This window comes from Caldithrix sp. (assembly GCF_056497305.1).
This window is the reverse complement of the sequence record NZ_JBSMDE010000036.1, coordinates 1-23,282: the sequence shown is the minus strand read 5'-3', so window position 1 is coordinate 23,282 and position 23,282 is coordinate 1. Positions and strand designations below refer to the sequence as shown.

Annotated in this window: 18 protein-coding genes; 13 read left to right on the top strand and 5 right to left on the bottom strand. The window is 45.6% G+C overall.

The window, feature by feature from the left end; translation table 11 throughout:
• Window positions 1-298: 298 nt before the first annotated feature.
• The 13 genes from ACWB0I_RS03110 (at window position 299) to tyrS (ending at window position 17,429) form a co-directional block, all read left to right on the top strand.
• On the top strand, window positions 299-1,504 hold the full coding sequence (locus ACWB0I_RS03110) for a tetratricopeptide repeat protein (protein WP_479386574.1): 1,206 nt from the start codon (window positions 299-301) through the stop codon (window positions 1,502-1,504).
• A gap of 38 nt (window positions 1,505-1,542) precedes the next feature.
• On the top strand, window positions 1,543-2,955 hold the full coding sequence (locus tag ACWB0I_RS03105; RefSeq protein WP_479386573.1) for a B12-binding domain-containing radical SAM protein: 1,413 nt from the start codon (window positions 1,543-1,545) through the stop codon (window positions 2,953-2,955).
• The gene (rlmD, locus tag ACWB0I_RS03100; protein WP_479386572.1) at window positions 2,952-4,358 is read left to right on the top strand and encodes a 23S rRNA (uracil(1939)-C(5))-methyltransferase RlmD; all 1,407 of its coding nucleotides are present in this window, start codon (window positions 2,952-2,954) and stop codon (window positions 4,356-4,358) included. The genes ACWB0I_RS03105 and rlmD overlap by 4 nt, the downstream gene beginning before the upstream one ends.
• A gap of 5 nt (window positions 4,359-4,363) precedes the next feature.
• Window positions 4,364-4,939 (top strand): RNA methyltransferase, encoded by a 576-nt coding sequence (locus tag ACWB0I_RS03095; RefSeq protein ID WP_479386571.1) that lies wholly within the window; start codon window positions 4,364-4,366, stop codon window positions 4,937-4,939.
• Window positions 4,940-4,966: 27 nt separating this feature from the next.
• Complete coding sequence (locus tag ACWB0I_RS03090) at window positions 4,967-6,553, top strand: DUF4388 domain-containing protein (protein WP_479386570.1); 1,587 nt, start codon at window positions 4,967-4,969, stop codon at window positions 6,551-6,553.
• Window positions 6,550-7,665: a DUF4388 domain-containing protein gene (locus tag ACWB0I_RS03085; RefSeq protein WP_479386569.1), complete on the top strand. Its 1,116-nt coding sequence runs from the start codon at window positions 6,550-6,552 to the stop codon at window positions 7,663-7,665. The genes ACWB0I_RS03090 and ACWB0I_RS03085 overlap by 4 nt, the downstream gene beginning before the upstream one ends.
• Window positions 7,662-8,174: a hypothetical protein gene (locus ACWB0I_RS03080; protein WP_479386568.1), complete on the top strand. Its 513-nt coding sequence runs from the start codon at window positions 7,662-7,664 to the stop codon at window positions 8,172-8,174. The genes ACWB0I_RS03085 and ACWB0I_RS03080 overlap by 4 nt, the downstream gene beginning before the upstream one ends.
• An 81-nt stretch (window positions 8,175-8,255) precedes the next feature.
• Window positions 8,256-8,948 carry a response regulator gene (locus tag ACWB0I_RS03075; protein ID WP_479386567.1) on the top strand — a complete coding sequence of 231 codons (693 nt, stop codon included), beginning with the start codon at window positions 8,256-8,258 and terminating at the stop codon, window positions 8,946-8,948.
• Window positions 8,945-10,732, top strand: a complete 1,788-nt coding sequence (pnpS, locus tag ACWB0I_RS03070) for a two-component system histidine kinase PnpS (protein WP_479386566.1) — start codon at window positions 8,945-8,947, stop codon at window positions 10,730-10,732. Before ACWB0I_RS03075 ends, pnpS begins: the two co-directional genes overlap by 4 nt.
• Before the next feature lie 385 nt (window positions 10,733-11,117).
• Window positions 11,118-11,714 (top strand): hypothetical protein, encoded by a 597-nt coding sequence (locus ACWB0I_RS03065; protein WP_479386565.1) that lies wholly within the window; start codon window positions 11,118-11,120, stop codon window positions 11,712-11,714.
• 1 nt (window position 11,715) lies between these two features.
• The gene (locus ACWB0I_RS03060; protein WP_479386564.1) at window positions 11,716-13,122 is read left to right on the top strand and encodes a M28 family peptidase; all 1,407 of its coding nucleotides are present in this window, start codon (window positions 11,716-11,718) and stop codon (window positions 13,120-13,122) included.
• Between the two features lie 450 nt (window positions 13,123-13,572).
• Window positions 13,573-15,804: a transglycosylase SLT domain-containing protein gene (locus ACWB0I_RS03055; protein ID WP_479386563.1), complete on the top strand. Its 2,232-nt coding sequence runs from the start codon at window positions 13,573-13,575 to the stop codon at window positions 15,802-15,804.
• 332 nt (window positions 15,805-16,136) lie between these two features.
• On the top strand, window positions 16,137-17,429 hold the full coding sequence (gene tyrS / locus ACWB0I_RS03050; RefSeq protein ID WP_479386562.1) for a tyrosine--tRNA ligase: 1,293 nt from the start codon (window positions 16,137-16,139) through the stop codon (window positions 17,427-17,429).
• Window positions 17,430-17,885: 456 nt separating this feature from the next.
• Here tyrS and ACWB0I_RS03045 read toward each other — a convergent pair whose 3' ends face one another.
• Genes ACWB0I_RS03045 through bshB1 form a run of 5 tightly spaced genes read right to left on the bottom strand, consistent with a single transcriptional unit; the run spans window position 17,886 to window position 23,050 of the window.
• Window positions 17,886-19,604 carry a lamin tail domain-containing protein gene (locus tag ACWB0I_RS03045; RefSeq protein ID WP_479386561.1) on the bottom strand — a complete coding sequence of 573 codons (1,719 nt, stop codon included), beginning with the start codon at window positions 19,602-19,604 and terminating at the stop codon, window positions 17,886-17,888.
• An 18-nt stretch (window positions 19,605-19,622) separates the two neighbouring features.
• The gene (locus ACWB0I_RS03040) at window positions 19,623-20,867 is read right to left on the bottom strand and encodes an NAD(P)/FAD-dependent oxidoreductase (protein ID WP_479386560.1); all 1,245 of its coding nucleotides are present in this window, start codon (window positions 20,865-20,867) and stop codon (window positions 19,623-19,625) included.
• Between the two features lie 17 nt (window positions 20,868-20,884).
• A complete protein-coding gene (gene xerD / locus ACWB0I_RS03035) occupies window positions 20,885-21,814 on the bottom strand; it encodes a site-specific tyrosine recombinase XerD (protein WP_479386559.1) in 930 nt (309 codons plus the stop codon).
• Complete coding sequence (locus ACWB0I_RS03030) at window positions 21,807-22,265, bottom strand: hypothetical protein (RefSeq protein ID WP_479386558.1); 459 nt, start codon at window positions 22,263-22,265, stop codon at window positions 21,807-21,809. The genes xerD and ACWB0I_RS03030 overlap by 8 nt, the downstream gene beginning before the upstream one ends.
• Window positions 22,266-22,303: 38 nt before the next feature.
• Window positions 22,304-23,050 carry a bacillithiol biosynthesis deacetylase BshB1 gene (gene bshB1 / locus ACWB0I_RS03025; protein WP_479386557.1) on the bottom strand — a complete coding sequence of 249 codons (747 nt, stop codon included), beginning with the start codon at window positions 23,048-23,050 and terminating at the stop codon, window positions 22,304-22,306.
• Between the last annotated feature and the right edge of the window lie 232 nt (window positions 23,051-23,282).

Below are 23,282 nucleotides of genomic sequence, written 5' to 3'. Positions count from 1 at the left end.
TTTAATAACATTTTGAAAAAAGAAATCGATAATAAGAAGGAACAATGGGAATCATCTTACGTTAATTAATTTTGTAAATCCTGAGTTTTGTTGACAATTAGAAAGATAATTAATAAATTCAGGCTCGTGATCTGAATTCACTGGATTTATTATATTTGCAATACTCCTGCAACGCGTTTTCTTAAAAAAGGATAAATCTTTTTAAAAGAATGGCTCGTATTTTTACGAGAACTTTAATAATATTTTAATGGGAAAGCCTGGTTGTGGAATGGGATAAAATAGCTGTAAAGGAGAAGGTATGAATTTTTTTAATCTGCATTTATTATCCACTTACCTTAAAAAATGGTCTTACAATGAGAATAAGGTAACCTTTAATTACTCGTACTGCTGTGAGGCGGGTTACGATCGTAGCCATATTGATATGCGTTTAAGTTCCCCTGTAAACATGGTCAACGAATTTTTGAACAATGTTTTTCATCGGGCTAAAGAAAAGATCAGTGAACAGCTGGAGGCCAATGCATTGGAAGAGAATGCCGAGACGATTCAGATGGCCGGCAATAGTTCGAATATCATTCTGGTCAATGAACCGGAAGTTAAACGTAAATTGAGTATCTTTTTTTCCAAGATTTTAAAAGAATTCAACAACAACAAACGTTCCAGAGGACGCTCGCGAATCATATCGACGCGCAGTCTGGATTTTTACTACAATGATTTTGAATATGAACCCCTGAGCGATGAAATAAAATTTTATGTGCATTTAAACCGCGGCTTGAATAAGATGAACGGCGATCTTTACTCCAATGCAGTGGACGATTTAAGGAATGCGCTGGCTTTCAGACCGGAAGATCCCGTTGCCAACAAAAATATTGCCAAAGCCTTAATGAAGCTGGGTAAGTTTGAGGAAGCGGTCAAACATCTGGAAATTTACACTCAGGCAGAAAAAAGCGATGTGGCGCTTCATCAATTGGCCCAGGCCTACATGCGTCTTGGCCATCTGGACCGGGCGGAAGAGATTTACAAACAGATCGAGAAAGAATTTCCCGGTTCATTGTACGCGCCCTTTGGCCTGGCGCAGATTAATTACAAACGAGGCAAAGGATTCAAGCAAAAATTAGATCGCGTGTACAAAGAGAATCCGGAATGGCTGGCCGAACAATTGCGCAGCGAATGGAGTTACAGTCTGCCTGGTTACGAAGAGAATGAAGATATTAAATGGAATGCGGCCACCGCAGCCCGTTATCTGGGATTTAATCGCCCATTTGACCTGACGCGTAAGGCCTTTAATGACGAAATTCCTTCCTACTTCGATTCTGAAAAGGGTACCATCCGTTTCGTCAAACAGGAACTGGATGCCTGGGTTGATCTGGTTAACCGCTACAAGCTGGAACCGCAGAATTACCAGACACATGAAGATCGGTTGACCGAGCAGGAAAAATTAAAAGCACAACGTAAAAAAGGACGGCGCCCTAAAAAGACCGAATCAGTTAAAGAACAGGTAGCCTGACAGGGCCCAACGCAACGTTAAACTGGTCCCGTATTTACATGTCGCTCCGATTGCTGTTAATTAATCCCTGGATTTACGATTTCACGGCCTACGATTTGTGGAGCAAGCCACTGGGGCTACTCTATCTGGCCTCCTTTCTGCGCAGTCAGGGATTCGAAATTGCTTTCATCGATTGTCTGGACAAGTATGCTGCCGAGCAACCTCCTAAAGTTAAAAAGTATGGGGTCGGCCCCCTGCCCCGCACCATCATCGAAAAACCGGACATCTTAAAACACATTCCCCGGCGCTACGCCCGCTATGGCATTTCGGAGGAACTGTTCATTGAACGTCTGAAACAGCATGACATGGTCGATGCCGTACTGATTACCTCCATTATGACTTACTGGTATCCCGGCGTAAAACGGGCCGTTGAGCTGGTGCGTCAGTACCTGCCCGACAAACCCGTTATTTTGGGCGGCATCTATGCCTCGCTTTTACCAGACCACGCCCAAAGGGTGATCAATCCCGATTTTATCATTACCGGACCGGGCGAGATTAAAACACTAAACTTATTAGCCGATCTGTTTTCGCTTCCCCGAAGCTCATTTCGGATTCCTGAAACCCTGGATGACTACCCCTATCCGGCATTTGACTTAATCACCCATCCCGATTACCTGATCGTTATGACTTCACGAGGCTGTCCTTACGACTGCTCGTTTTGCGCTCAGAAACGTATTGCCATGCGCTTTACACAGCGCCATCCGGAATGCGTGGTCGAAGAGATAAGCGAACAATACAAGCGCTTTCGCATACGGGATTTTGCCTTTTACGACGACGCCCTATTCATTGCTAAACAGAAACACATCGAGATCATCCTGCAAAAACTGCTGGAAAAGCATCTGCCATTGCGTCTACACACACCCAATGGCTTGTTCGTCAAATACGTGGATCGGCAATTGGCCGAGCTGATGTTTGCCACACAGTTCAAAACCATCCGCTTAAGTTTTGAAACATCCAATCAGGAACGCTGGAAGGACATGTACTCCAAGGTAAGCAATCAGGCCATGATCGAAGCGGTTGAACATTTAAAATCGGCCGGTTATCGGGCTAAAGATCTGGAGGCCTACGTTATCATGGGGTTGCCGGGTCAAACGCTGGAGGAAATTGTGGCCAGCATTATTTTTGTAAATAATTTAGGTCTTCAGGTGCGCCTGGCTTCTTTTTCACCCATTCCGGGCACCAAAGATTTTGAACGTGCTGTGGACATGGGTCTCATCCCGGCAGATATTGATCCCTTGCTGACCAATAAATCCATTTTTCCCCTGAGCAACAAAAAAATCACCTATGAAACATTTCGAAAAATTCGTAAATTGGCTCATATTTTGAATGAGGCGGCTAAGAACGAACTGGCTCTTTTTGGGAATGAGTCCCTGGGCCTGGCTGTAAAACGAGTTATCAGAGAGATGCAATGAGCAATAAAACCTATCCGGTAAAACGTGGTGAAATCTACCCTTTAAAAATTGAGCGTTTGGCCTTTGGCGGGAATGGCGTTGCCCGGGTGGATCAATATGTCATTTTTGTCAAAAGAGCCTTGCCCGGCGATCTGGTTAAGGCTAAAATCGTAAAACGCAAAAAGGATTTTGCCGAAGCCTATGTAAGCGAATTGATCCAGCCTTCAGAATTTCGGATTGATGCGCCCTGCCCCTATTTTGACTGGTGCGGCGGTTGTACCTGGCAGAACATGGATTACCAGCAGCAGTTGTTTTTTAAGCGGCAAATTGTCCAGGAAACCCTGGAAAGAATGGGCGGATTTGATGATGTCACTGTGGCGCCGGTCATTCCCTCGCCTTCCTTTTTTGGCTACCGCAATAAAATGGAATTCTCCTTTTCCGATCGACGCTGGCTGCTGCCCGAAGAACTGAATCAGCCCAATATCAAAAAAGATTTTGCTCTCGGTCTCCATGTACCCGGTACCTTTGACAAAATTTTACAGATCGAGCGCTGTTTATTACAATCTGATCGGGCCAATCAAATTTTGAAATTCATCTCGGACTTTGCCCGGGAACATGAATTGCAGCCTTACGGCATCAAGAGCCACAGCGGATATTTGCGTTTTTTGGTGATCAGAGAGAGCGCCTTTAACCATGAAATGATGGTCAATATCGTCACCGCTCTGGATGAGCCGGAACTTTTGCAACCGCTGGCCGAAGCTCTGGCCAGCGAATTTAAGGAAATCGTCAGCGTTATCAATACGATCAACACGCGCCTGGCCCAGATTGCGCAGGGCGAAAAAGAATATGTTCTGTACGGACGTCCTTTCATCACGGACAGGATCGGCCCCTTTCTGTTCAACATTTCGGCCAATTCCTTTTTCCAGACCAACACCGTGCAGGCCGAAGTATTGTACCAAAAAGTCCTTGAATTCGCTCAATTGCAAAAGCACCATCTGGTCTGGGATTTGTACGCAGGGGCCGGAACCATCAGTCTGTTTCTGGCGCAACAGGCGCAAAAAGTGGTGGGCTTCGAAAGCGTGAGCAGCGCCGTAAAGGACGCGCGAAAAAACGCCCGGGAACACCAGATAAGCAATGTGGAATTTGTCGAAGGCGATCTGCTAATGACCCTTCCCCGAATTCATCCCCGGCCAGACGTCATCGTGACCGATCCACCGCGCAGCGGCATGCACGAAAAAGTAGTGCGTCTGATCAAAACACTGGCTCCTGAAATCATTGTTTACGTGTCCTGTAATCCAACCACCCTGTCACGCGATTTAAAAATACTTAGCGATGTGTACGAGATTGAGCATGTACAACCGGTGGACATGTTCCCCCAAACCTATCACATCGAAACCGTAGTCCAATTAAAAAAGAGATCCTAAGATCGATGAGCAAACAGGCCTTTCGGAAATTAAGCTTTGACGAAATATTCAGTCGACAACCCACACTGGAACAGTTAAAAGCACTGCCCCGCGTTCCCATCTCTGTACTGGTGGAAGACATCAGGAGCATGCACAATGTGGGCTCCATTTTCAGAACCAGCGACGGAGCCAGGATTGAGCATCTTTACCTGAGCGGCTTCACAGCCCAACCGCCGCGCATCGAAATCGACAAGACCGCCCTGGGAGCCACGGAAAGCGTGCCCTGGTCTTACCACAAAAACGCCGCGCAATTAGTGCAAACGCTCAAGCAACAGGGCCTGTCTATTGTAGTGCTGGAACATACCGACCAAAGCCAGAACTATTTTGAGGCCAACTACTCCTTTCCGCTCTGCCTGGTTCTGGGCAATGAGGTAGAAGGCGTAAGCCAGTCCATCATCGAGCAGGCCGACCTGGCCATTGAAATTCCCATGCTGGGCATCAAGCAATCGCTTAATGTAAGCGTTGCTTATGGAGTGGTGGTTTATCATATATTGGGTAACTATCTAAAAAATCATGAATTTAAGCTTGACATCAATCCCTGAGACCAATAAATTGAATTAGTTTGTTTAATGAAAGCAAAAATTATGGCCAACAGCACAACCGTCGTGATTCTTGACCGCAATTTACACCAAAGCGAATTTTTTACGCAATCGTTCAAAGAACACGACATACCCGCCATCCACAGCGCCGTTCTGGATCCCCTGTTAGAAAACGTGGAAGACGATCAGAAACGGCTCTATCTTTTAGATTATCATACTCTGACCTTTGAACAAAGAGAATCGGTCGTCCGCCTATTCAAATCGCTTAATACCAATAAAAGCGCCATAGTCTTCAATGTGCCGCCCGATGCCAGCAAACGCATCGTGTTTTACGAACTGGGCGCTTTTCGCGTGTTTGACAAAACAATTGACGTGGTCGAAGTGTTCGACAATGTGTTGTGGTGGTACCAGCAGATTGAGCAAAATCCCGAACATCCCGAAATCTTAATGTACGGCCAGTTGCAACATGTGGATTTTATGACCTTATTGTGGGCCATTGCCAAACGCCAGAACGATGGCATTCTGGAAATCAGCATGCAGCGCAACCATGGCGAAATCTATTTTAGAAACGGCCAGATCATTCACGCCCAGGTTCTTACGCATCAGGGACTGGATGCTTTGCTTCATCTCTCCTTATGGACAAAGGGTAGCTTTCAATTTAAACCGTTCGACACGCGCAATTTGAAAGCCACCATTCCCAACACCCTGTTAGCCCTCATCATTCAGATAAGCGAATTGAAATTAAAACTGTTCCACATTCAGAACCAATTCAAATCGGAAATGAGTGTACTGCAGCTGGTGAACATCGGAGATTTACCACTGTACAACATCGATCTGGACAAAGGTTTTATCGAATACCTTTCGCAACCTCGGGAATATGTAGAAATTCTGGAAAATCCTTTTTATCCCAATCACCAGACCATGCTTATTCTAAGCCAGTTAAAAAAAACAGGATTACTTCGGGTCAATGAACCCATTGAAACACTCATTGAAAAAGAGATTCCCGAATTTGAACACATTTATGAAGGTCAGAACGCCTTAAAAAAATTTACTTTCAGCGAAGAAAAATTTCAGGCGCTCAAACAGGTACTCTCATTAGAGCCCAACAAACCCGGCAAAGTGGTTGTCATTAGTGATGATGAAAAATTACTTAAACACTACCTGGCTACCATTGCCGGAAGTCCTGATCTTGTTGTTTTTGAGTACAACATGCATCTCATTCAGTTTTCCATCGGTCAGGGTTTTGAAATAATAATGATTGGAATGGTGGTCAGCCCACAATTATTAAAATTGCTGACGGTTCTTTCCGAACAAATTAATGGCTTCATTTTTCTAATCAATGCCCATAATCTGAACCACGTTGGCTATTTCAGTTATTTGATCAATCAATCGCTTGTTCAGCATCCTGTTCCGGCCACCTGTGCGGTCACCTATCTGAACAACGAGACCTCTTTGGAAGGTGTGAAAAAGAAGTTCTTCCTCAACTGGATTGTTAACTGGTGCGCCTTTGAAGCCAACGATCCTGAAGCGATGATCAATGTCCTTACGGCCATTTCTCCAGTAGAAGCGATTGAAGTCAAAAAAGAGGACAAGGAAGAAGAAGGGGAAAACGTATGACTCACATCGCCGTGATAACCGGAGAAAAAAATTGGTTTGATCAGCTGATCACCCACATTCCCGGGCTTCCCATTTCATTCCGCTGGTTTGAAAATAGCAAGGCCTTTTTAAACCAACAAGCCTTTGAAGACTGGCGACTGATCTATTTAATCGGCAAGGAATTTCCTTTTTTGCAGGAAGAACTGGTATTTTTGAATGAACAGGAAGTGGATATTCCTATTATTTGCTCCACTTCCAGATTAACCTTAGAAGAAAAACGCTTGCTCAGGCAGTTGAAAGTCAAAGAAATTTTACGCTGGCCTGTAACGCGCCAGGAAATGGAGTATTTTTTTCTGGCTTTCCCCACGTTGTTAGCCCCTGCTGAAAAAGAGGAAGATTACACGTTCCTGGGCATGTTAGATTATCTGGACGGCGTCGAATTATTGCAGGCGCTCACCAGAGAAGACAACACCGGCATAATCAATTTTAACTGGGGAGAACGGAACGGACGCATCGAAATTAACAATGGCCAAATTGTACACGCAGCTTACCGCCAGCTCGATCCTTTGACCTCTGTTCTGGTCTTAACTTCATGGCAACACGGACAGGTTAACTTTAAAGTAGAATCATTCATCAGTAAACGCTCCATCATGTTAACCAACGAACAAATTTTCGAAGAGTGCAGACAATATCAGGCTGAACGTCGGCAACTTCTGTCTTTTTTCCCGGGCATAGATGTGAAGCTGTTTACGCATCCCGATCTCAATTTTGAAGACTTTGGCCCTTCCGAACGCGCCTGGTTGTACAAAATGTACAAAGGAAAGACCCTTCAAGAAATTCGTGACCTGTACGAAGGCGATTTTAATTTCCTGCTAAAAAAATTAAAACTATGGCTGGAAAAACAGTACATCATTGCCGAAGATGAATACCACACGCTAAAAGCCCAAAAAGAGGCCGAGGCATCGACTTCAGGCCTGAAACGCTTTTTTAAAAAGATGATAAAATCCGCAAAAACAGAAGAACAGAGCGCAGCGACGCTACAAGAGGAGACCCGTCCCCAGGAAAAATTGGCGCATCGATTTGACGATTTTGAAAGCCTTCAGGCATTTAAATTATTGTTGGAGGAGATTTGAAGCAGTTCATTTTAGAAACCGCCATACTGTTAGAGGAGTGGCAAGATATCCTGAATTTATGGCCTCAGGCCAACATTAAAGAGTCCACATTTCCGTTTTATATCCATTATATCGTAGAAGAGATCACCCCGCAGAAACGCATTCTCATGTACTTATTGGGCCACAAAGAATTGAACTACCAGGAAGAAATGGACAAAATTATTCCCTATTTACCTTTTTGTTTGATGATCGCCGAAGACCTTGATGAAGATTTTGAACAACGGTTATTGCAATATCAGCAACGATACGAAACCCCACTCTTTCTCATTTTGCCGGACGACGAACGGTTAAAAGAGCGCATCACACAAATCGCTCGTTTTAAATATAAACTACCCGATTTCATTGTACTGGAAAGGGAACAAGGCGCCAAACAATCCATCGCTAAATTGTTTAACCAAATCCTGGAAAAATTACTCGTACGCAAGAACAATGCAACGCAACAGCCGTCTCAGGCTCTTTCAGATTCCTAACCAAATACTAACAAATAACTAATAAAGAGAAAACATGTATTTTAAAAATTGGCCTTGTGTTAATAAACCAAGAGGTTGATCGTGGCCAAGGCAAACATTTTTATTGTAGATGATGAGGAAGATATTCTGGATCTGGTGGATTATGTACTTAGTAAAGAAGGATACGAAGTAACCCGTTTTCGCAGCGGCGAAGAAATATTGAATCGAATCAAATCCGAAACTCCGGATTTGATTTTATTGGATCTGATGCTGCCCGGCGTGGATGGTCTGGATGTTTGCAAAGTATTAAAACACACCTCGGATACGGCCCACATTCCCATCATCATGTTAACGGCCAAGGGTGAAGAAGCCGACATTGTCACCGGTCTGGAGCTGGGCGCCGACGACTACATCCCCAAACCCTTTTCAACCAAAATATTGTTGGCGCGGGTCAAAGCGGTTTTACGCAGAAAAATGCGTAAAGAATCGGATAAGATGGAGGTCATCCGCATTCACGACCTGGTCATTCATCCCGGGCGCCGGGAAGTTCTGGTAAAAGATCAGCCCATTCAATTAACCTACACGGAGTTCAGTCTGCTCTATTTTTTAGCCCAACGCCCGGGCTGGGTTTTTACGCGCTACCAGATCGTCGATGCGCTGCGCGGAGAGGATTACCCGGTAACCGAACGTTCGGTTGATGTGCAGGTCGTAGGTTTGCGCAAAAAGCTGGGCCAGGCCGGGCGTTACATCGAAACCGTACGCGGCGTTGGTTACCGCTTTAAGGAGAGGCTATGACGCACAAACGCCAGCTCTGGCAAATTTTTATCTCCTTTTCTTTCATCAGCATTGTGTTTATTGCGGTTATTGTCTATTACACGGTGAATCAATCAAAACAATTGATCAAGGACGTTTATTTTGATGAACTGCAAGTCAAGGCTAAAATCGTTTCACGCTTGATTGAACCGACTTTAACGAGCAACGATTTCGGCTCAATAAACCAGACTTTGAACCAGCTCTTTTTTGATCTGAACTCCTATGTGACTGTGATTTTACCGGACGGTAAGGTCATCGCCGACACTCGAAAAAACCCGGATTTACTCGACAACCACGCCGACCGACCGGAAATCAAGGAAGCCCTGTCGGGACATGTTGGCCGGAGCATCCGCTACAGCTATTCGGTCCAAAAAGAACTCCTGTATCTGGCACTGCCCATTTACTCCAATCATCAGGTTGTGGCTGTGGTGCGTACCTCCATGCCCTACCAGCAAACCTATGCTGTTTTTTCCGTTTTGCAATACCAGATCGTTCTGATCCTGCTCGCCGGATTTTTTCTGATTCTTTTGATTTTCTTTTTTATTGCCAGGCGATTCAGTCACCCCCTGCAGGAAATGGCCGAAACCATGGAACAGGTGGCCAATGGGGCCTTGCATGTGCGCTTACCCGATTATTCGGCTATTGAGCTACACCGTATTTCCACGGCCTTTAACAACCTGATCGAAAAGCAGGAAGCGCAACTGTACAAAATCAACACACAAAAAAATCAGCAGCAGGCCATTTTCCAGAGCATGAATGAAGGCATTCTGGCCATTGATACTCGGGGAAAGATCATTGCTTACAACCGGGCTGCCACAAAAATTTTGAACATCAAGGAAAACCTCGATCAGCGCGACGCACATGAAGTGCTGCGCAACAGCCAGTTACTCAAAGTCATTGAACAGGCGCTGCATTCCGAAGAATTGATTGAAGATGAAATCGTCTTTCGCGACGAGCCCCTGCGTTACGTGCAGGTCCACGGTTCATCCCTTAAAGACGACCAGGGACAAACCATCGGCGCCATGGTCGTACTTTCGGACATCACAAAGATTAAACGACTGGAAGAAATTCGAAAAGATTTTGTGGCCAATGTCAGCCACGAAATCCGGACGCCATTGACCTCCATTCAGGGCTTTGTGGAAACGTTATTGGATGGCGCATTGCAGGATCAAGAAACGGCTGAACGTTTTCTGAACATCATCCACAATCAAACAAAGCGATTAAACTCTATCATTGAAGACCTTATGGTGCTGGCTTCCCTGGAACAAAAAGAAGAGCGCAGCGAATTTCAGTTCAGTGAAGAATATTTACAAAACGTTCTGCAAAACGCCATTCATGTGTGTCGGGATCAGGCAGAAAAAAAATCCATCGACCTGCAATTACACTGTCCAGAACAGCTTAAACTCAGGATGAATCCCTCGCTTATGGAGCAGGCCATCGTCAACCTGATTACCAATGCCATTAAATACAGTCCGGAAAATACAAATGTTACCATTGAAGCACGGATTACAGGGCAGGAAGTGGAAATCAAGGTAACCGATCAGGGCATCGGAATTCCCAGAGAGTACCATGAACGCATCTTTGAACGCTTCTACCGGGTCGATAAAGCGCGGAGCCGAAAATTAGGGGGTACCGGTCTTGGTCTCTCCATTGTTAAACACATTGTTAACGTGCACAATGGCCGCCTGGCATTGGACAGTAAAATTGGCAAAGGCAGCACATTTTACATCTACCTACCCCTCGAAATAACCGAATTACCAACCTGAAGCCGCCCTGATTGTCATTTTGACCGATGCCCCGACTGCGTGAGCGGAGAAATTGTTATTTGCCCTCACCCCCTGCCTCCCTCTCCCCGAAAATCGGGACAAGGGGGAATTCAATCAGTCGATAGACGCAGACTTAATGCCTGCGCTTGATGATTTAAAGCTCGAGTTACGTTGCGCTTACGAATTGTCTGCCAATGTAAAGGATTCTTCATACCGATGAATCGGGATGAAGAATAACACCTCGGTAGGAGCTTTTTCTCTACTTTCACTCCAGCTGACCATTTTTTTTGACATCTCATCCATTATTTTTAGACAAAGCTTTTTTCACTGGCTTTGTACCTTTCTTTTTATTAGTTTTAATCATAATCAAAAAAAAGGGGATGTCATGGGGTATTTAAGAGGACTTTCAGAGTATTTAAATCAGAACTATCGTCGGGATGTGTTCTCCGAATTTCTGGAGAACGGAGAATTTTTGGAATTCCGTTTAGCGGGACACAAAAAAAAGATGGCCAACATTGCCATCAACAAAAAATATGATCTGGGCCTGAAAGACGTCCACGACAAAATCATCATGGTTCCCAAAGTTCATGTTAAGTTTTTTTATTCCGGTAAAGTGGCCGGCAAAGTAAAACATCTGGTGCAAATCGATGAACAGGTTTACAAAAGAAATTTACAGCCCATATTTAATCCTTCCAGACGCTTCCACATTAAAAACAAAAACCTCTACCCGGTGATGATGTTAAAGACGCCCATCGCCATTACCCTGTTGGAGGGCGAGGTGCTGGAAGGTTTGGTAAACGATTTTACCATGTTTGAGATCTTTCTGCAATTAAACGAAGAAGTGGAAGTCATTGTATTACGGCATGCCATTTTCAATGTAATCGATAAGGAAAGCGGACGGAGTCTTCTTAAAAGAATTCAGGACACAGCCCGGGATTGGGAAAAAACCCCGCTTTGGGTGGAAGATGGAACGGAGGAATAAAATGAAGCGGTTTTTAACCATTGGTCTGATTGTCTTCAGCTGCAGCCTTGTACTGGCTGCGGATTGGTCTAAAAAGACCTGGATCAGGATAAGCGGTTCTGCCTTTGTAGAAAATGCTTCGTACGCTGTTTTACAACGCATTTGCGATGAAGCCGGCGGTCGACTGGTGGGAAGCCCTCAGAACGAAAAGGCCTTGAATATTCTGATTGAAGAATTGAAAAAATTGGGCTTAGAGGCCCAACGCGAATCTTTCACTATGCCGGGCTGGGTTCGGGGCAACGATGAAGTTACCCTGCTGGAACCTACCAGCCGAAAATTACGGGCCGTAGCCCTTGGGTATGTACAAAAAACGCCTCCTTTTACCGCGGAACTGGTCAACGGGCATGCCGGGCAAAAAGCTTACCTGGATTCCATCGATGTGCAGGACAAAATCGTGTTGATCACTCCGGAAAAAGCAAAGCGGGGCCCACGGCCTTTAAGATCGGAAACGATTCGATTTGCAGCGGCCAACGGCGCCAGAGCAGTTTTGTTTGTCAACAATAAAATCGGTGGATTGTGTCTGGCCGGCACTTCCAGTTTTCAGGGACAGCCGTCGCCCATTCCCGCTTTTAGTCTGACCTTTGAAGAAGGCAAATGGCTGGAACGGCTGCTCTCCAATAAAAAAACGGTTAGCCTACGGATCGACACTCAGTCCTATTGTCAGCCGGTGAAAACAGCCAATGTCGTGGTCAGCATGCCGGGCAAGGTTAAGCAAAAGATCGTTCTGGGCGCCCACTTCGACAGCTGGGATCTTGGCCAGGGCAGCATAGACAACGGTATCGGATCCGCTATTCTTGTCGATGTGGCGCGGCTGATTAAACAACATCATCCTGATAACTATTTTACTCTGGAATTTGTGTGGTTCAACGGCGAGGAGCTGGGGTTGTGGGGCTCCAAAAAATACATGGAAGGCCATAAGGATGAAGCCATTGTGGCCATGATTAATATGGATATGACCGGCAAACCGACCGGATTTAATGCCATGGGATTTGATGCCTTTTTGCCGTTTTTACGGGAATTAGCAACACAACTCAGCGCTTTCCATTTACCCAAAGGAGCCATCAACCGGCCGTGGACCAACAGCGATCACATGCCCTTCATGCTGCAGGGCATTCCCAATTTTTCCCTTACCGCACACCTGGATGCGGATCAGGGAAGATACTATCACAGTTTCGGCGACACATTCGACAAGGTGCGTGCGGATTACCTTTCCCAGGCTGCTGCGGTTATCTCCATTTTGGCCATTGAACTGGCCAATCGTCCGGAACTCCCGTTTAGCAGACTGAATGCGCAGCAAACCGCAGAGATGTTGAAAAAATTTCACCTTGACGACATTTTAAAGCGGGAGAAGGAATGGTCGTTTAAATGAGCGCTATCTTGAAGCCTGCGCCAGCATCAATTTCCCCCTTGCCCCGCTTTGCGGGGAAAGGGGACCAGGGAGGAGGTCTAATTTAAGAAATTCCTTACACTGACAGACAATTAGCAAACGCAACGTAACTCGAGCTTCAGCTCGAGATTCTCTCCGCTCTGTCCCGAGGCAGTCGGGACATCGATCCAAATGAATGCAAACCATAAGTGCGGTCTATCAGAGCCCAAAATCCTGTTTAATATTGTAATATGCCACTGAGTCCGTTTTTATTTTCAACAATCAAAGCCCATTTTTCCCGTAAAATTAAATTTGATTTTCTTGAAATTTTAATTATCATAAATAAACGTGGTTTATGTCACGATTGTGCGCATGAAAGGCCACTATTCTAAAATAGGCGCCTAAAACGCCGATCATAAAAATGGAACAAAAAATAAGCTGGATGCGAATTCAATGAAACCAATAAAATTACTCCCTGTTGTAACACTGATTCTCTTGCTTGATTTTCAGGGTATTTTCAATTCCAACTGGAATAATCTGCAGGAACGCCAGGTAATCATTGAAAAATTAGACCAGCTTTATCAGCAAAAAAATTTTTACGCCTATTATGACTCCCTGCAGAACTACCTGCTCAGGATCGATCCCAGACTGCCCGATGATCTGAAATTTAAATTTGCATTTGCCGCCTTACAGAACGGACAATACGCAAAGGCCGCCAAACTGTTCAGAGAGCTGCAAGACAGTAAATTTTTGCCGGACTACAGTTCCTATTTTTTAATTAAAAGCCTTTGGCCCGTGGACACCACAGAATCCGTACACATGGCGCTGCAGTTTTTAAAAGACTACCCTCGAGCTCCGCTGAGCGATTCTCTGATTATTCCCTTGGCCCGCTACTATTTAAAAAGAGGCCAATACAAAAAGGCACGCACCTATTTTCGGCTGGCGATCGATCGTAAAATTGACGCAAAGAGAAAAGTGGCCTTCAGGAAAAAAGCTGCCGACTGTTTGTGGCTGAGCGGCCAGCAGCAGGCAGCCCTAAAGGAATATTACCAGATCATCCGAAAATACCCTTCCAGCGATGTGACGAATCAGTTAATTGATGAATTAGAAAACAAAGCAGGGCCATGGTATCAAAAACATTTCTTAAAAATTTATCCTGTTTTCAGCAAACAGCGCCGTTTTGAAGAAGCCCGAATTAAACTGGAACGGTTTATTCAACAGACGACCGACCAAAAGGAAAAAGACGAAGCGCGTTATTTACTGTTAAAGAACTACTACGCTCAGGGACGCTATTCCACGGCACTCTCTGGTCTCCAATCACTGCTACGTACCATACGCAATAAAAGCCTGGAGCCTAAAATCCGTCTCGATCTGGCGCGCACCTATCTGGCGATGGGACGTGTTGATCAGAGTATTAAAGCCTATCTGGATTACGCCAGCCGCTATCCCAGACGGCGCATGGCCAGGGAAGTAGTCTGGAAAGTAGCGCTGCTGCAGGAACGACGTGCCCAATTAGACGAAGCCCTTGAATTGTACCAGACACTGTTTAAGCGCTGGCCTAAATCGAAACTGGCCAGGGAAGCCCGCTTCCGATATGGTTTTGCTCTGTTAAAGAAAGGGCAATACCAAGAAGCGGAAAAAATCTTTAACAAAATTCGCTTTGCACCCGGCCCTGATCCGTTAAAAAATCGGGCCGCTTATTGGGTTAGCATTTGCCGCGAATTCAAAAACGACACCCTGACAGCCCGAAGAATTCGTCGCGACCTGGCTCAAAATCTGTGGGACGATTATTACACCCTCAAAAGTTATCTACTGGAAAAAGAGTGGGCCGATTCGACCAATGCGTTGATCAAGGAATTAAGGCGTGTGAAAAATCCCTTAAATTATTATGGAAAAGGCTTTCACAAACACCTTGAGCACTTTGAACGCGTCTTTATGTTGAATGATCTGCTGGGACGCTCGTATGCCGTAGCCGAATTGTCAACGTTGCGCATCGACCGGAATGAAGTGCAGGAATGGATCGCCCTGGCCGAAACTTACAAACGCTTAAAGGAGTACGGTCGCGCTTACAAACTGTACGACCAGATCAATCAAAGATTTTACCACGGGCTCTCTTACAGCGAAAAGATGTTTATTCTTCGGGAACGGTTTCCTTATTACTACGATCAGATCGTAGAAAAATACTGCCAGCGCTATGGCCTGGAAAAAGAACTCGTTCTGGGACTCATCAAACAAGAAAGCGCCTTTGATTATCAGGCTAAATCCTACGCCAACGCTTATGGACTCATGCAGCTTATTTATCCGACAGCCCGTGATATGGCCTTTTTGGCCGGACATCGTCTCAGGTCTGTTCAGCAATTATATGATCCCGATTTCAATATTCACCTGGGCACCCTTTACTTAAAACAACTCAAAAAGAGGTTCAATGGCGATAAGGCCAAAATGTTAGCCGCCTATAATGCCGGGCCGCACCGCGTCCGTCGCTGGCAAAAATTAATCTTCTCCGACCAGACCGATGGTTTTATCGAAAACATTGAATTCGATCAAACGCGGAATTACGTGAAACATGTGCTCAAAAATTACTGGGCTTACAAACTGCTCTACAATGACTTTCAGATCGACCGACAGACACTGCTTTCCATGGAGAAAACGTTAATCAAGAGTGTTCTGGCAGGAAATTTTTAAACCTCACGGATGAAATTCGCCCGCCTATTAAAACAGGGGTAACCTGTGTAAACTTACGTAGAGCTCGTATTGAATCATTACCGACTTTGTCTCTCAAATTGGCTCAGGTAACTGAGCCTTCCGGCCGTGATCTCCAAAGCAAGATGCTGGCCAATGTCGTTATTGATTCCTCATTTTTTAGGACAGGAAATTTTCAATCTGTGGTACTGCCTCTGTTGCGCCCCTGGAATGGCAAGTGTTCTTTACAAAAAAATTTTAAATTCTGCCAAAATTGATGTAACTTCTGGCCTTTCTGAAAAGGCAAAATCTTTAATGGCAAGAGGATGGAAAAAATGACTTTGTATGAAGAACTCAATGAGCGTGGTTTAATTTATCAGGTAACGCATCCGGCAGAGTTGCCAATGGCCCTGCAAAAGACCATTACCGTGTACGCCGGCTTCGATCCGACAGCCGATAGTTTACACATCGGGCATTTATTGCCCATTGTTACACTACGCCGTTTTTACCAGGCCGGCCATCGGGTAATCGCTCTGATTGGCGGCGGTACCGCTTTAATCGGAGATCCCAGCGGTAAAAGGGAAGAACGACAGCTACTCACACAGGAACAGATTTTAGCCAATTCCGACAAGATCAAAACTCAGCTTTCCAGACTGCTGGAGGCTGAAAAGGATCCCGAACGCATCTTGATTTTAAACAACTACGATTGGTTAAGCAAGCAGAGTTTGATCGACTTTTTGCGGCAGATTGGCAAATATTTTAAAGTTAATGAAATGACCAAAAAGGATTCTGTAAAAGAACGCATGAATTCCGAACAGGGAATTTCTTTTCTTGAATTCTCTTACCAGCTCTTCCAGGCCTTTGATTACTATTATTTGAAAAAGACCTACGATTGCGTTTTGCAAATCGGCGGTAGCGATCAATGGGGCAATATTACCGGAGGCATGGATTTAATCAATAAAAAAGCCAAAGAACTCAATACTGAACTGAAGGACGATCGGGCCTTTGGCCTGACCATGCCACTGATACTTGATTCAGAAGGTAATAAAATCGGTAAAACCAGCGAGGGCGAGGTGGTCTGGCTGGATGCTAGCAGAATGCTGCCCTACGATTTTTACCAGTACTGGATTCGCGTGCAGGATGCCGATGTGATTCCCTTTTTAAAATACTTTACGTTTAAACCACTGGCGGAAATTGAGGCGCTGGCGCAGGAAGTAGCAGAGCGCCCGGAAAAGCGAGAAGCGCAAAGAGCCCTGGCCGATGCTGTAACCGAATTTGTGCATGGCAGCGCTGCCCTGCAACGGATTCAACGAATCTCCAGAGCCATTTTTTACGGAGAGGTCTCGGAATTAAATGAGGGCGATTTTGAAGAACTGGCCCGCCAAATTCCTTCAGCCCAAATACAATTAACACATTCCATGCGTATTCTGGATTTTTTGAAGGAAAGCGGCTTTATTCCTTCCAAGCAGATGGCTCGCAACTTGATTAAAAGCAGAGCCATCCGCCTGAATGGGAACATCATTGATGATATTGATTACCAGGTAAGCAAGTCCGATGCCTTGTTTGGCCGATTTATCATGTTGCGTCGAGGCAAAAAAGAACACTTCCTGGCTATTGTGACAGGGTGAGACCATGAGAGGAGGCACAGGCCTCGCTTATTGTCATTTCGACCGATGCGCGGAGCGAAAGCGACGTGCAGAGTGGAGAAATCATATAGCGAAATATCTTTCCGGCCGAGCACAAGCGAGAGCCGGAATCTCTTTAATCATGTAAGGGATTCCTCTCACAAGCCCTCTCCCGAAAATCGGGAGAGGGGGAAACAACGCCCGTGTAAGGGATTCTTCTCCAACTGAAGCGGGAATCAGAATGACACTCAGCACCATTTAACTATTCAACCATTCAACCAATTTACTATTACACTCTTAACTCTTACACACATACACTTTTTCACGCTTGTGTTTGCCAGTGGAGATCTTGAGCTGAAGCTCGAGTTACGTTTGCGGAATGAGACCGCGCCCCTCAGGCACAACGTAATGTTTTACAAAAAATTTGAAACACACTATTTTAGGCGGCAAGGGCCCTTTTTAGTAAGCCACAACCACCGTGTTTTTGACTTCTTCCAGAACGCCGTTACTGTCGTCAATAACCTGTGCAAATACGATGTAGATTCCCAGACGAACGCGCTTTTTATGATTATCCCGTCCATCCCAAACAATTTGTGCCTCCTGACCGACATACTGATTTTCAGTAAGGGTACAAACCTGCCTGCCCAGCATGTCGAAGATGAACAGACGTACGCGCGCCGCCTGGGCCGGTACCTGCAAGCTAATGATGGCAAAATCTTCATGCCCATCGCCATCTGGAGAAAAAGGATTGGGTTCAATTTTCATTTTAACGTGTCGATGCTTTACCTCGGCAAAAATCGAGTTTTGTTTGCCCGGCGTTCCGCTTTCCACGCAGGGCGCCCAGTTACGGGCCTGTCTGGCATCCAGTTGCGGATTGATGCGCTCCAGTGAAGGCTTTCGGAAGTCTTCGCCCAACAACCAATCTTTGCTGTAAGGCACCTGCTCTACCCAGCCGCCCCAGGGCGCCAGCAAAAAGACTACGTCCCGGTCATTGTTCAAAGTGGGGAAATGCGCATTGATGTAAACCTGGCTGTCCGGCAAATCGTAAAAGTCAAAAAAGGATGAATCGCTTGTAAGCACAAAATAGGACCTGCCAGCGAGGAACACAGGTTTGCCCTGCACCACCATTGTGTCTTTAAGATCGCTCAGCGCCCAGTTGTTAAGCGTTACCGGTTCACTCGATTGATTGAACAGCTCGATCCATTCCGGCTCATTTTCTTCTGTAAGAAATTTAATTTCATTAATGACCAGTGGAGATTGTTCTTCTCTAACGGTCAGCATATGTTGAACAAGGTTATTGCTGCTGTTCTGATCCTGATCGCTGGACAACTGAACAGCCAGCAAGAGACTGCCGCTCACCTGGAGCGCTACAGCAAACTGCAGGCTATCCTGTTCTTTTGGATTTAATTTAACCGCCACGGTCTGTTTAAATAATTGAGGTTCCAGCACCTCAAATTTACGATTTTGATTCAGATCCAGAAAACAGAGGAAGGTCACCGGCCCCTCAAAATTCTGCAGCCCGGCATTGTAAAATTTCACATGTACCTGAACAGTCTGTCCTTTTTGAATGGCAGATTGCGGTTGCACGGTTAACCCATCTCTCGTAAAGCCCAGATCCAGATCATATGGAGCGACTGAATTTTTAAAGCCGGGTGTGCCCCACAAACGTCGGCTATTGGCCCAATTTTGCGTTGTATCGCTCTGGCAGAGAAAAATCTTCTCATCCGAATAACCGGGTTGATTATCCAGTGTGTAACGGTAGGCATCTACCAGCTGACCGTCGGCATTAAAAATGCTGACCGTTTCTGCTTTGCTGTTGGACAGTCCATTGCTGCCAAAAGCGCCATCGCTAATCCGCAGAATAAGAGCCTGGGGAGGAATGAGGGAGTCGTAAGTGGTTGAATTCTCAAAATAACTGCCGTCCAGAATCACGGCAAATTGGCCCGGGTTAAGGACCTGGCCCTGCCCTGTGCTCAGAATTTCATCGGTACCGCTGCTGTCGCTGATCTGCCAGCCCGTTAGGTCTACCGCTTCTTCGGAGCAATTAAATAACTCCACAAATTCATCATGATAATCCGCGCCTGGCACATCAAACATTACTTCGCTGATCACCACCTGCCCGAACAAGCGACTGATCAGAATCAACAACAGCCAAAGCGCAGATCGTGTTAAAAACATCTGACTTTCAACTCTTTGTTAAATATTTAACAGCATCCGCAAATAAAAGAGCGGGGAGCGCAGTTTAGCCCGGTTGTCGAGATCGTTAAACATGGTAGAGAACGTTTCCTGCAAATGTTCATTGGAATTAATGCGATTGATGACAAAGTTGAACAGCCAGCGAAAACGCACCAACTTTTGTAGGGTGGCGCTTAAATTCAGTTCACTCCACATCCGCTGATAAACGGCCTGATCGTAGCGCTGCAACGTTTTTGCAGAAAAATCACCCTGTTCCAGAAAATCGGGAATCAGGCCAGCAGCAATCCGCGCACTGAACATGGCATTACCAATGCCTTCGCCAGTAAAGGGATCGATTAACGATCCGGCGTCTCCCGTCAACAGGTAATTATCTCCGGAGAGACTGTGTTTAACCGATCCCAGGGGTAATCCCCAGCCCTTAATGGGTTCAATCAAACGCGCATGTTTAAAGCGCTGCCGGATGGTCGGATTATTTTCAATGGCCTGGAGCATGATTTTTCGGATGTTCAACTTCCGCTTCTGAATATCGCTGGACAAAATTCCTACGCCCACATTGGCCTGGTTATTGGGCAAAGGGAAAATCCAGAAATAACCAGGCAAACACTCTTCTAAAAAATGCAGTTCAATAAAATTTTGTGGATGCAAATCGGTCACGTTTTCGTAATAAGCGCGTAAACCGGCGTAATAATAGGGACGTTGCAGGCGATAGCCGGCCAGTTTGCGGGCCACTACAGACCGTTCGCCATCTGCCGCCACAATGAGCCGGGTACGCGCGGTTGTGTCTTTTCCATCGTGTTTAAGGTGTAAAATCAGATGGCCCTGTTCTCGCTCCACATCTTTAAGTTCGGTTTTCAAGAAAACCCTGGCCCTGTTGGAGTCGATCTTGGAAAACAGGAAATGATCAAAATGCACACGCTTACTAATGAAGCCCGGCGCCCGTGTTGGTTGCTCTTTGCTGGTTCTGAAAGGTAGGTCAATGGATTGTCCGTTCGGGGCCACAAAACGCACTCCCCAGCTGTCCAGAAAGCGATCCTTGTCTTCCTGCATCTCCTGCAACCAACGGGGATTCAAGTCTTCCAGCACACTTACAACCTTACCGCTCAGGCCATCGCCGCAAATTTTATCGCGGGGGAATTGGGCCTTATCGATCAACACATGGGGAATATCTTGTTTGGCCAGAAACAGTGATGTGGTGCTGCCGGCCGGTCCAGCGCCTACGATCGTAACATCTGTATCAAAAATCATATTGGGCTCCTGTTCCATTAGTTCCATCTTTTTTCACGGTTGCGTTGTAGATTGACATCGCTACGCGGATGAAAGGTCTGATATTCCTGCATCAAAAAGGTGCGATCGATATGCGTGTAAACTTGCGTGGTGCTGATATCGGCATGACCCAACATCTCCTGCACGGCTCTCAAATCGGCGCCCCGTTCCAGAAGATGAGTGGCAAACGAATGCCTGAATGTATGGGGATGGATATCTTTGCGGATGCCAGCCTGCTCGACGTACTGTTTGAGTATTTTCCAGAATCCCATGCGGCTCATTGCCCGGCCCCGGGCATTCAGGAACAGAATGCCTTCGGAACGTAAACCGCGATCCAGCACAGGCCTGGCCCGATCCAGATAGCGCTGGATCCAGGCTAAAGCGCTATGGGCAATGGGCACCAATCGTTCTTTACGCCCTTTGCCCAGAATACGCACAAATTCTTCTTTGAAATAAATATCATTTATTTTTAAAGATAAAAGTTCTGAAACGCGCAGCCCGCAGGCGTAAACAGTCTCCAGCATGGCTCGATCACGTAGACCAAGATGGTGTTGCACATCGGGCAATTCAATTAATTTTCGCACTTCCTCGTAACTTAAGACGGCTGGCAAACGTCGGGCCAACTTGGGCCGATCAATGGTTTCGGTGGGATCCACATCCAGAAGATTTTCTTCCATTAAAAATCGATAAAAGCCCCGGATGGCGGATAAATTTCGAGCCACGCTATTGGCCGAAAGCCCCATTTCGCTCAATAACTGAATTAATCGCTGAATATGAGCGGCCTTTACCTTTAAAGGTGAGTCAATACCAATGGTCTTCAAATAGCTTAAAAACCGCTGAATATCGCGAGTGTAGGCGTCAATGGAATTAGCGGTTAAATTTTGTTCAAACAACAGGTAAGATTTGTATTGCTGGAAAAGATCAATCATCCTTCGTGTCTTTTTTATGTTCTTCAAGCAAGGGTTCAGCCAGAGAAAGCGCCAGCCCGGAAAGCATCACCTCAGGGGCCAGCTTTTCAAAGTCGCCGGAAAGTAATTGGCGATCAATATTGGTAAAAATAGAACAGGCTGCCTGTTTTTCTACCACAATTCCGGAAAGGCGGCCATTGTATTCAGCAAAAAACGTCACTTCGCCTAAAAATTCGCTGGCCACAAATCCGTCGCAAAAATGGAGCTGGGCATGAGTGTTGTTGGTGTAAATGGAGATCAGATTTCCTTTTTGCTTCCCGATCTGAATTTCCGGATAAATTTCAATACTGAGTTTGCGGTGTTCTTCTGTGTTTAACAAAACCGCCCGATACTGATTGCCACGCTTGGCAAATTTGGTTTCCAGTACGCGTTCAATCTCCGCTAATTTTTGCTCATCGAATTTAAATTTCATCGTAAACTCCAACTTCCACTATTTGCAACGCTCACAATTTACGCAAAAATTTCAAATAGGTTATTAATTTTTAAAGGCGAACGGATAAAGAACGGTTCGCCATATTCTACACCGACCAGGTGCCCATAAAATTTAGCACGCATTTCAATCGATTGCCAGAAAGAGAGTGTGCTGATATAGGTTTGCGCCCCATCGTTCTTTTTGTGCGGCGAGAAAAACTGGGATTCATAGGCTTCTAAACTCAATAGTTTGGTCTTAAAAAAATCGCTGATATCTACTATGAACGATGGCTCTTTGAGGTAGTGGCTGAAATAATACACAATCGCTTTAGGTCGATGTGCTTTCTGCGCACTTTCAATTTTACTCAATCCGGCATAAAAACAGGACTCGCTGATTAATCGGGAAGCGTGTTCATGATCAGGATGGCGGTCCTGATCAAAGGGCGCCAGAACCAGGAGCGGTTGAAATTTGCGAATCAAAGTAATGATTTTTAAGCGGTTTTTCTGGTTTAGTTCAATATTGCCATCCGCAATGCCGGCATTCTCTCTGACATGCACGCCCAATATGTTGGCCGCAATTTCCGCCTCCTTTTGGCGTGAAGTTACATTGCCCCGCGTTCCCAGCTCTCCCCTGGTTAAATCGACAATTCCCACACGACAGCCCTGTTCCACCAGCCGGGCAATGGTGCCGCCACAAAACAACTCCACATCATCAGGATGGGTACCAAAAGCGAGAACATCCAATTTCATGGTTTTGGGCACTGTGTTCTGTTTCCATCTTTTCATTTATTTTTCTAAGTATATGAATTTTTTCAAAAAAAGACAAACGTCTTTTTTGTAAAAAGGACTCAGGTTGTCCTAAAGTAAAGGGATTACAAAGGACTTTTTGATCTAAGGCAGCAGAGCCGCAACCTTTACAAAACCGCAAGGGGCACAAAGAAGTAATTATAATTAAAAATTACGAATTATTTTGCCAAGGGACAAGTTTCCCCAGGCGGTGAAGGTCTGTGCCGGCATG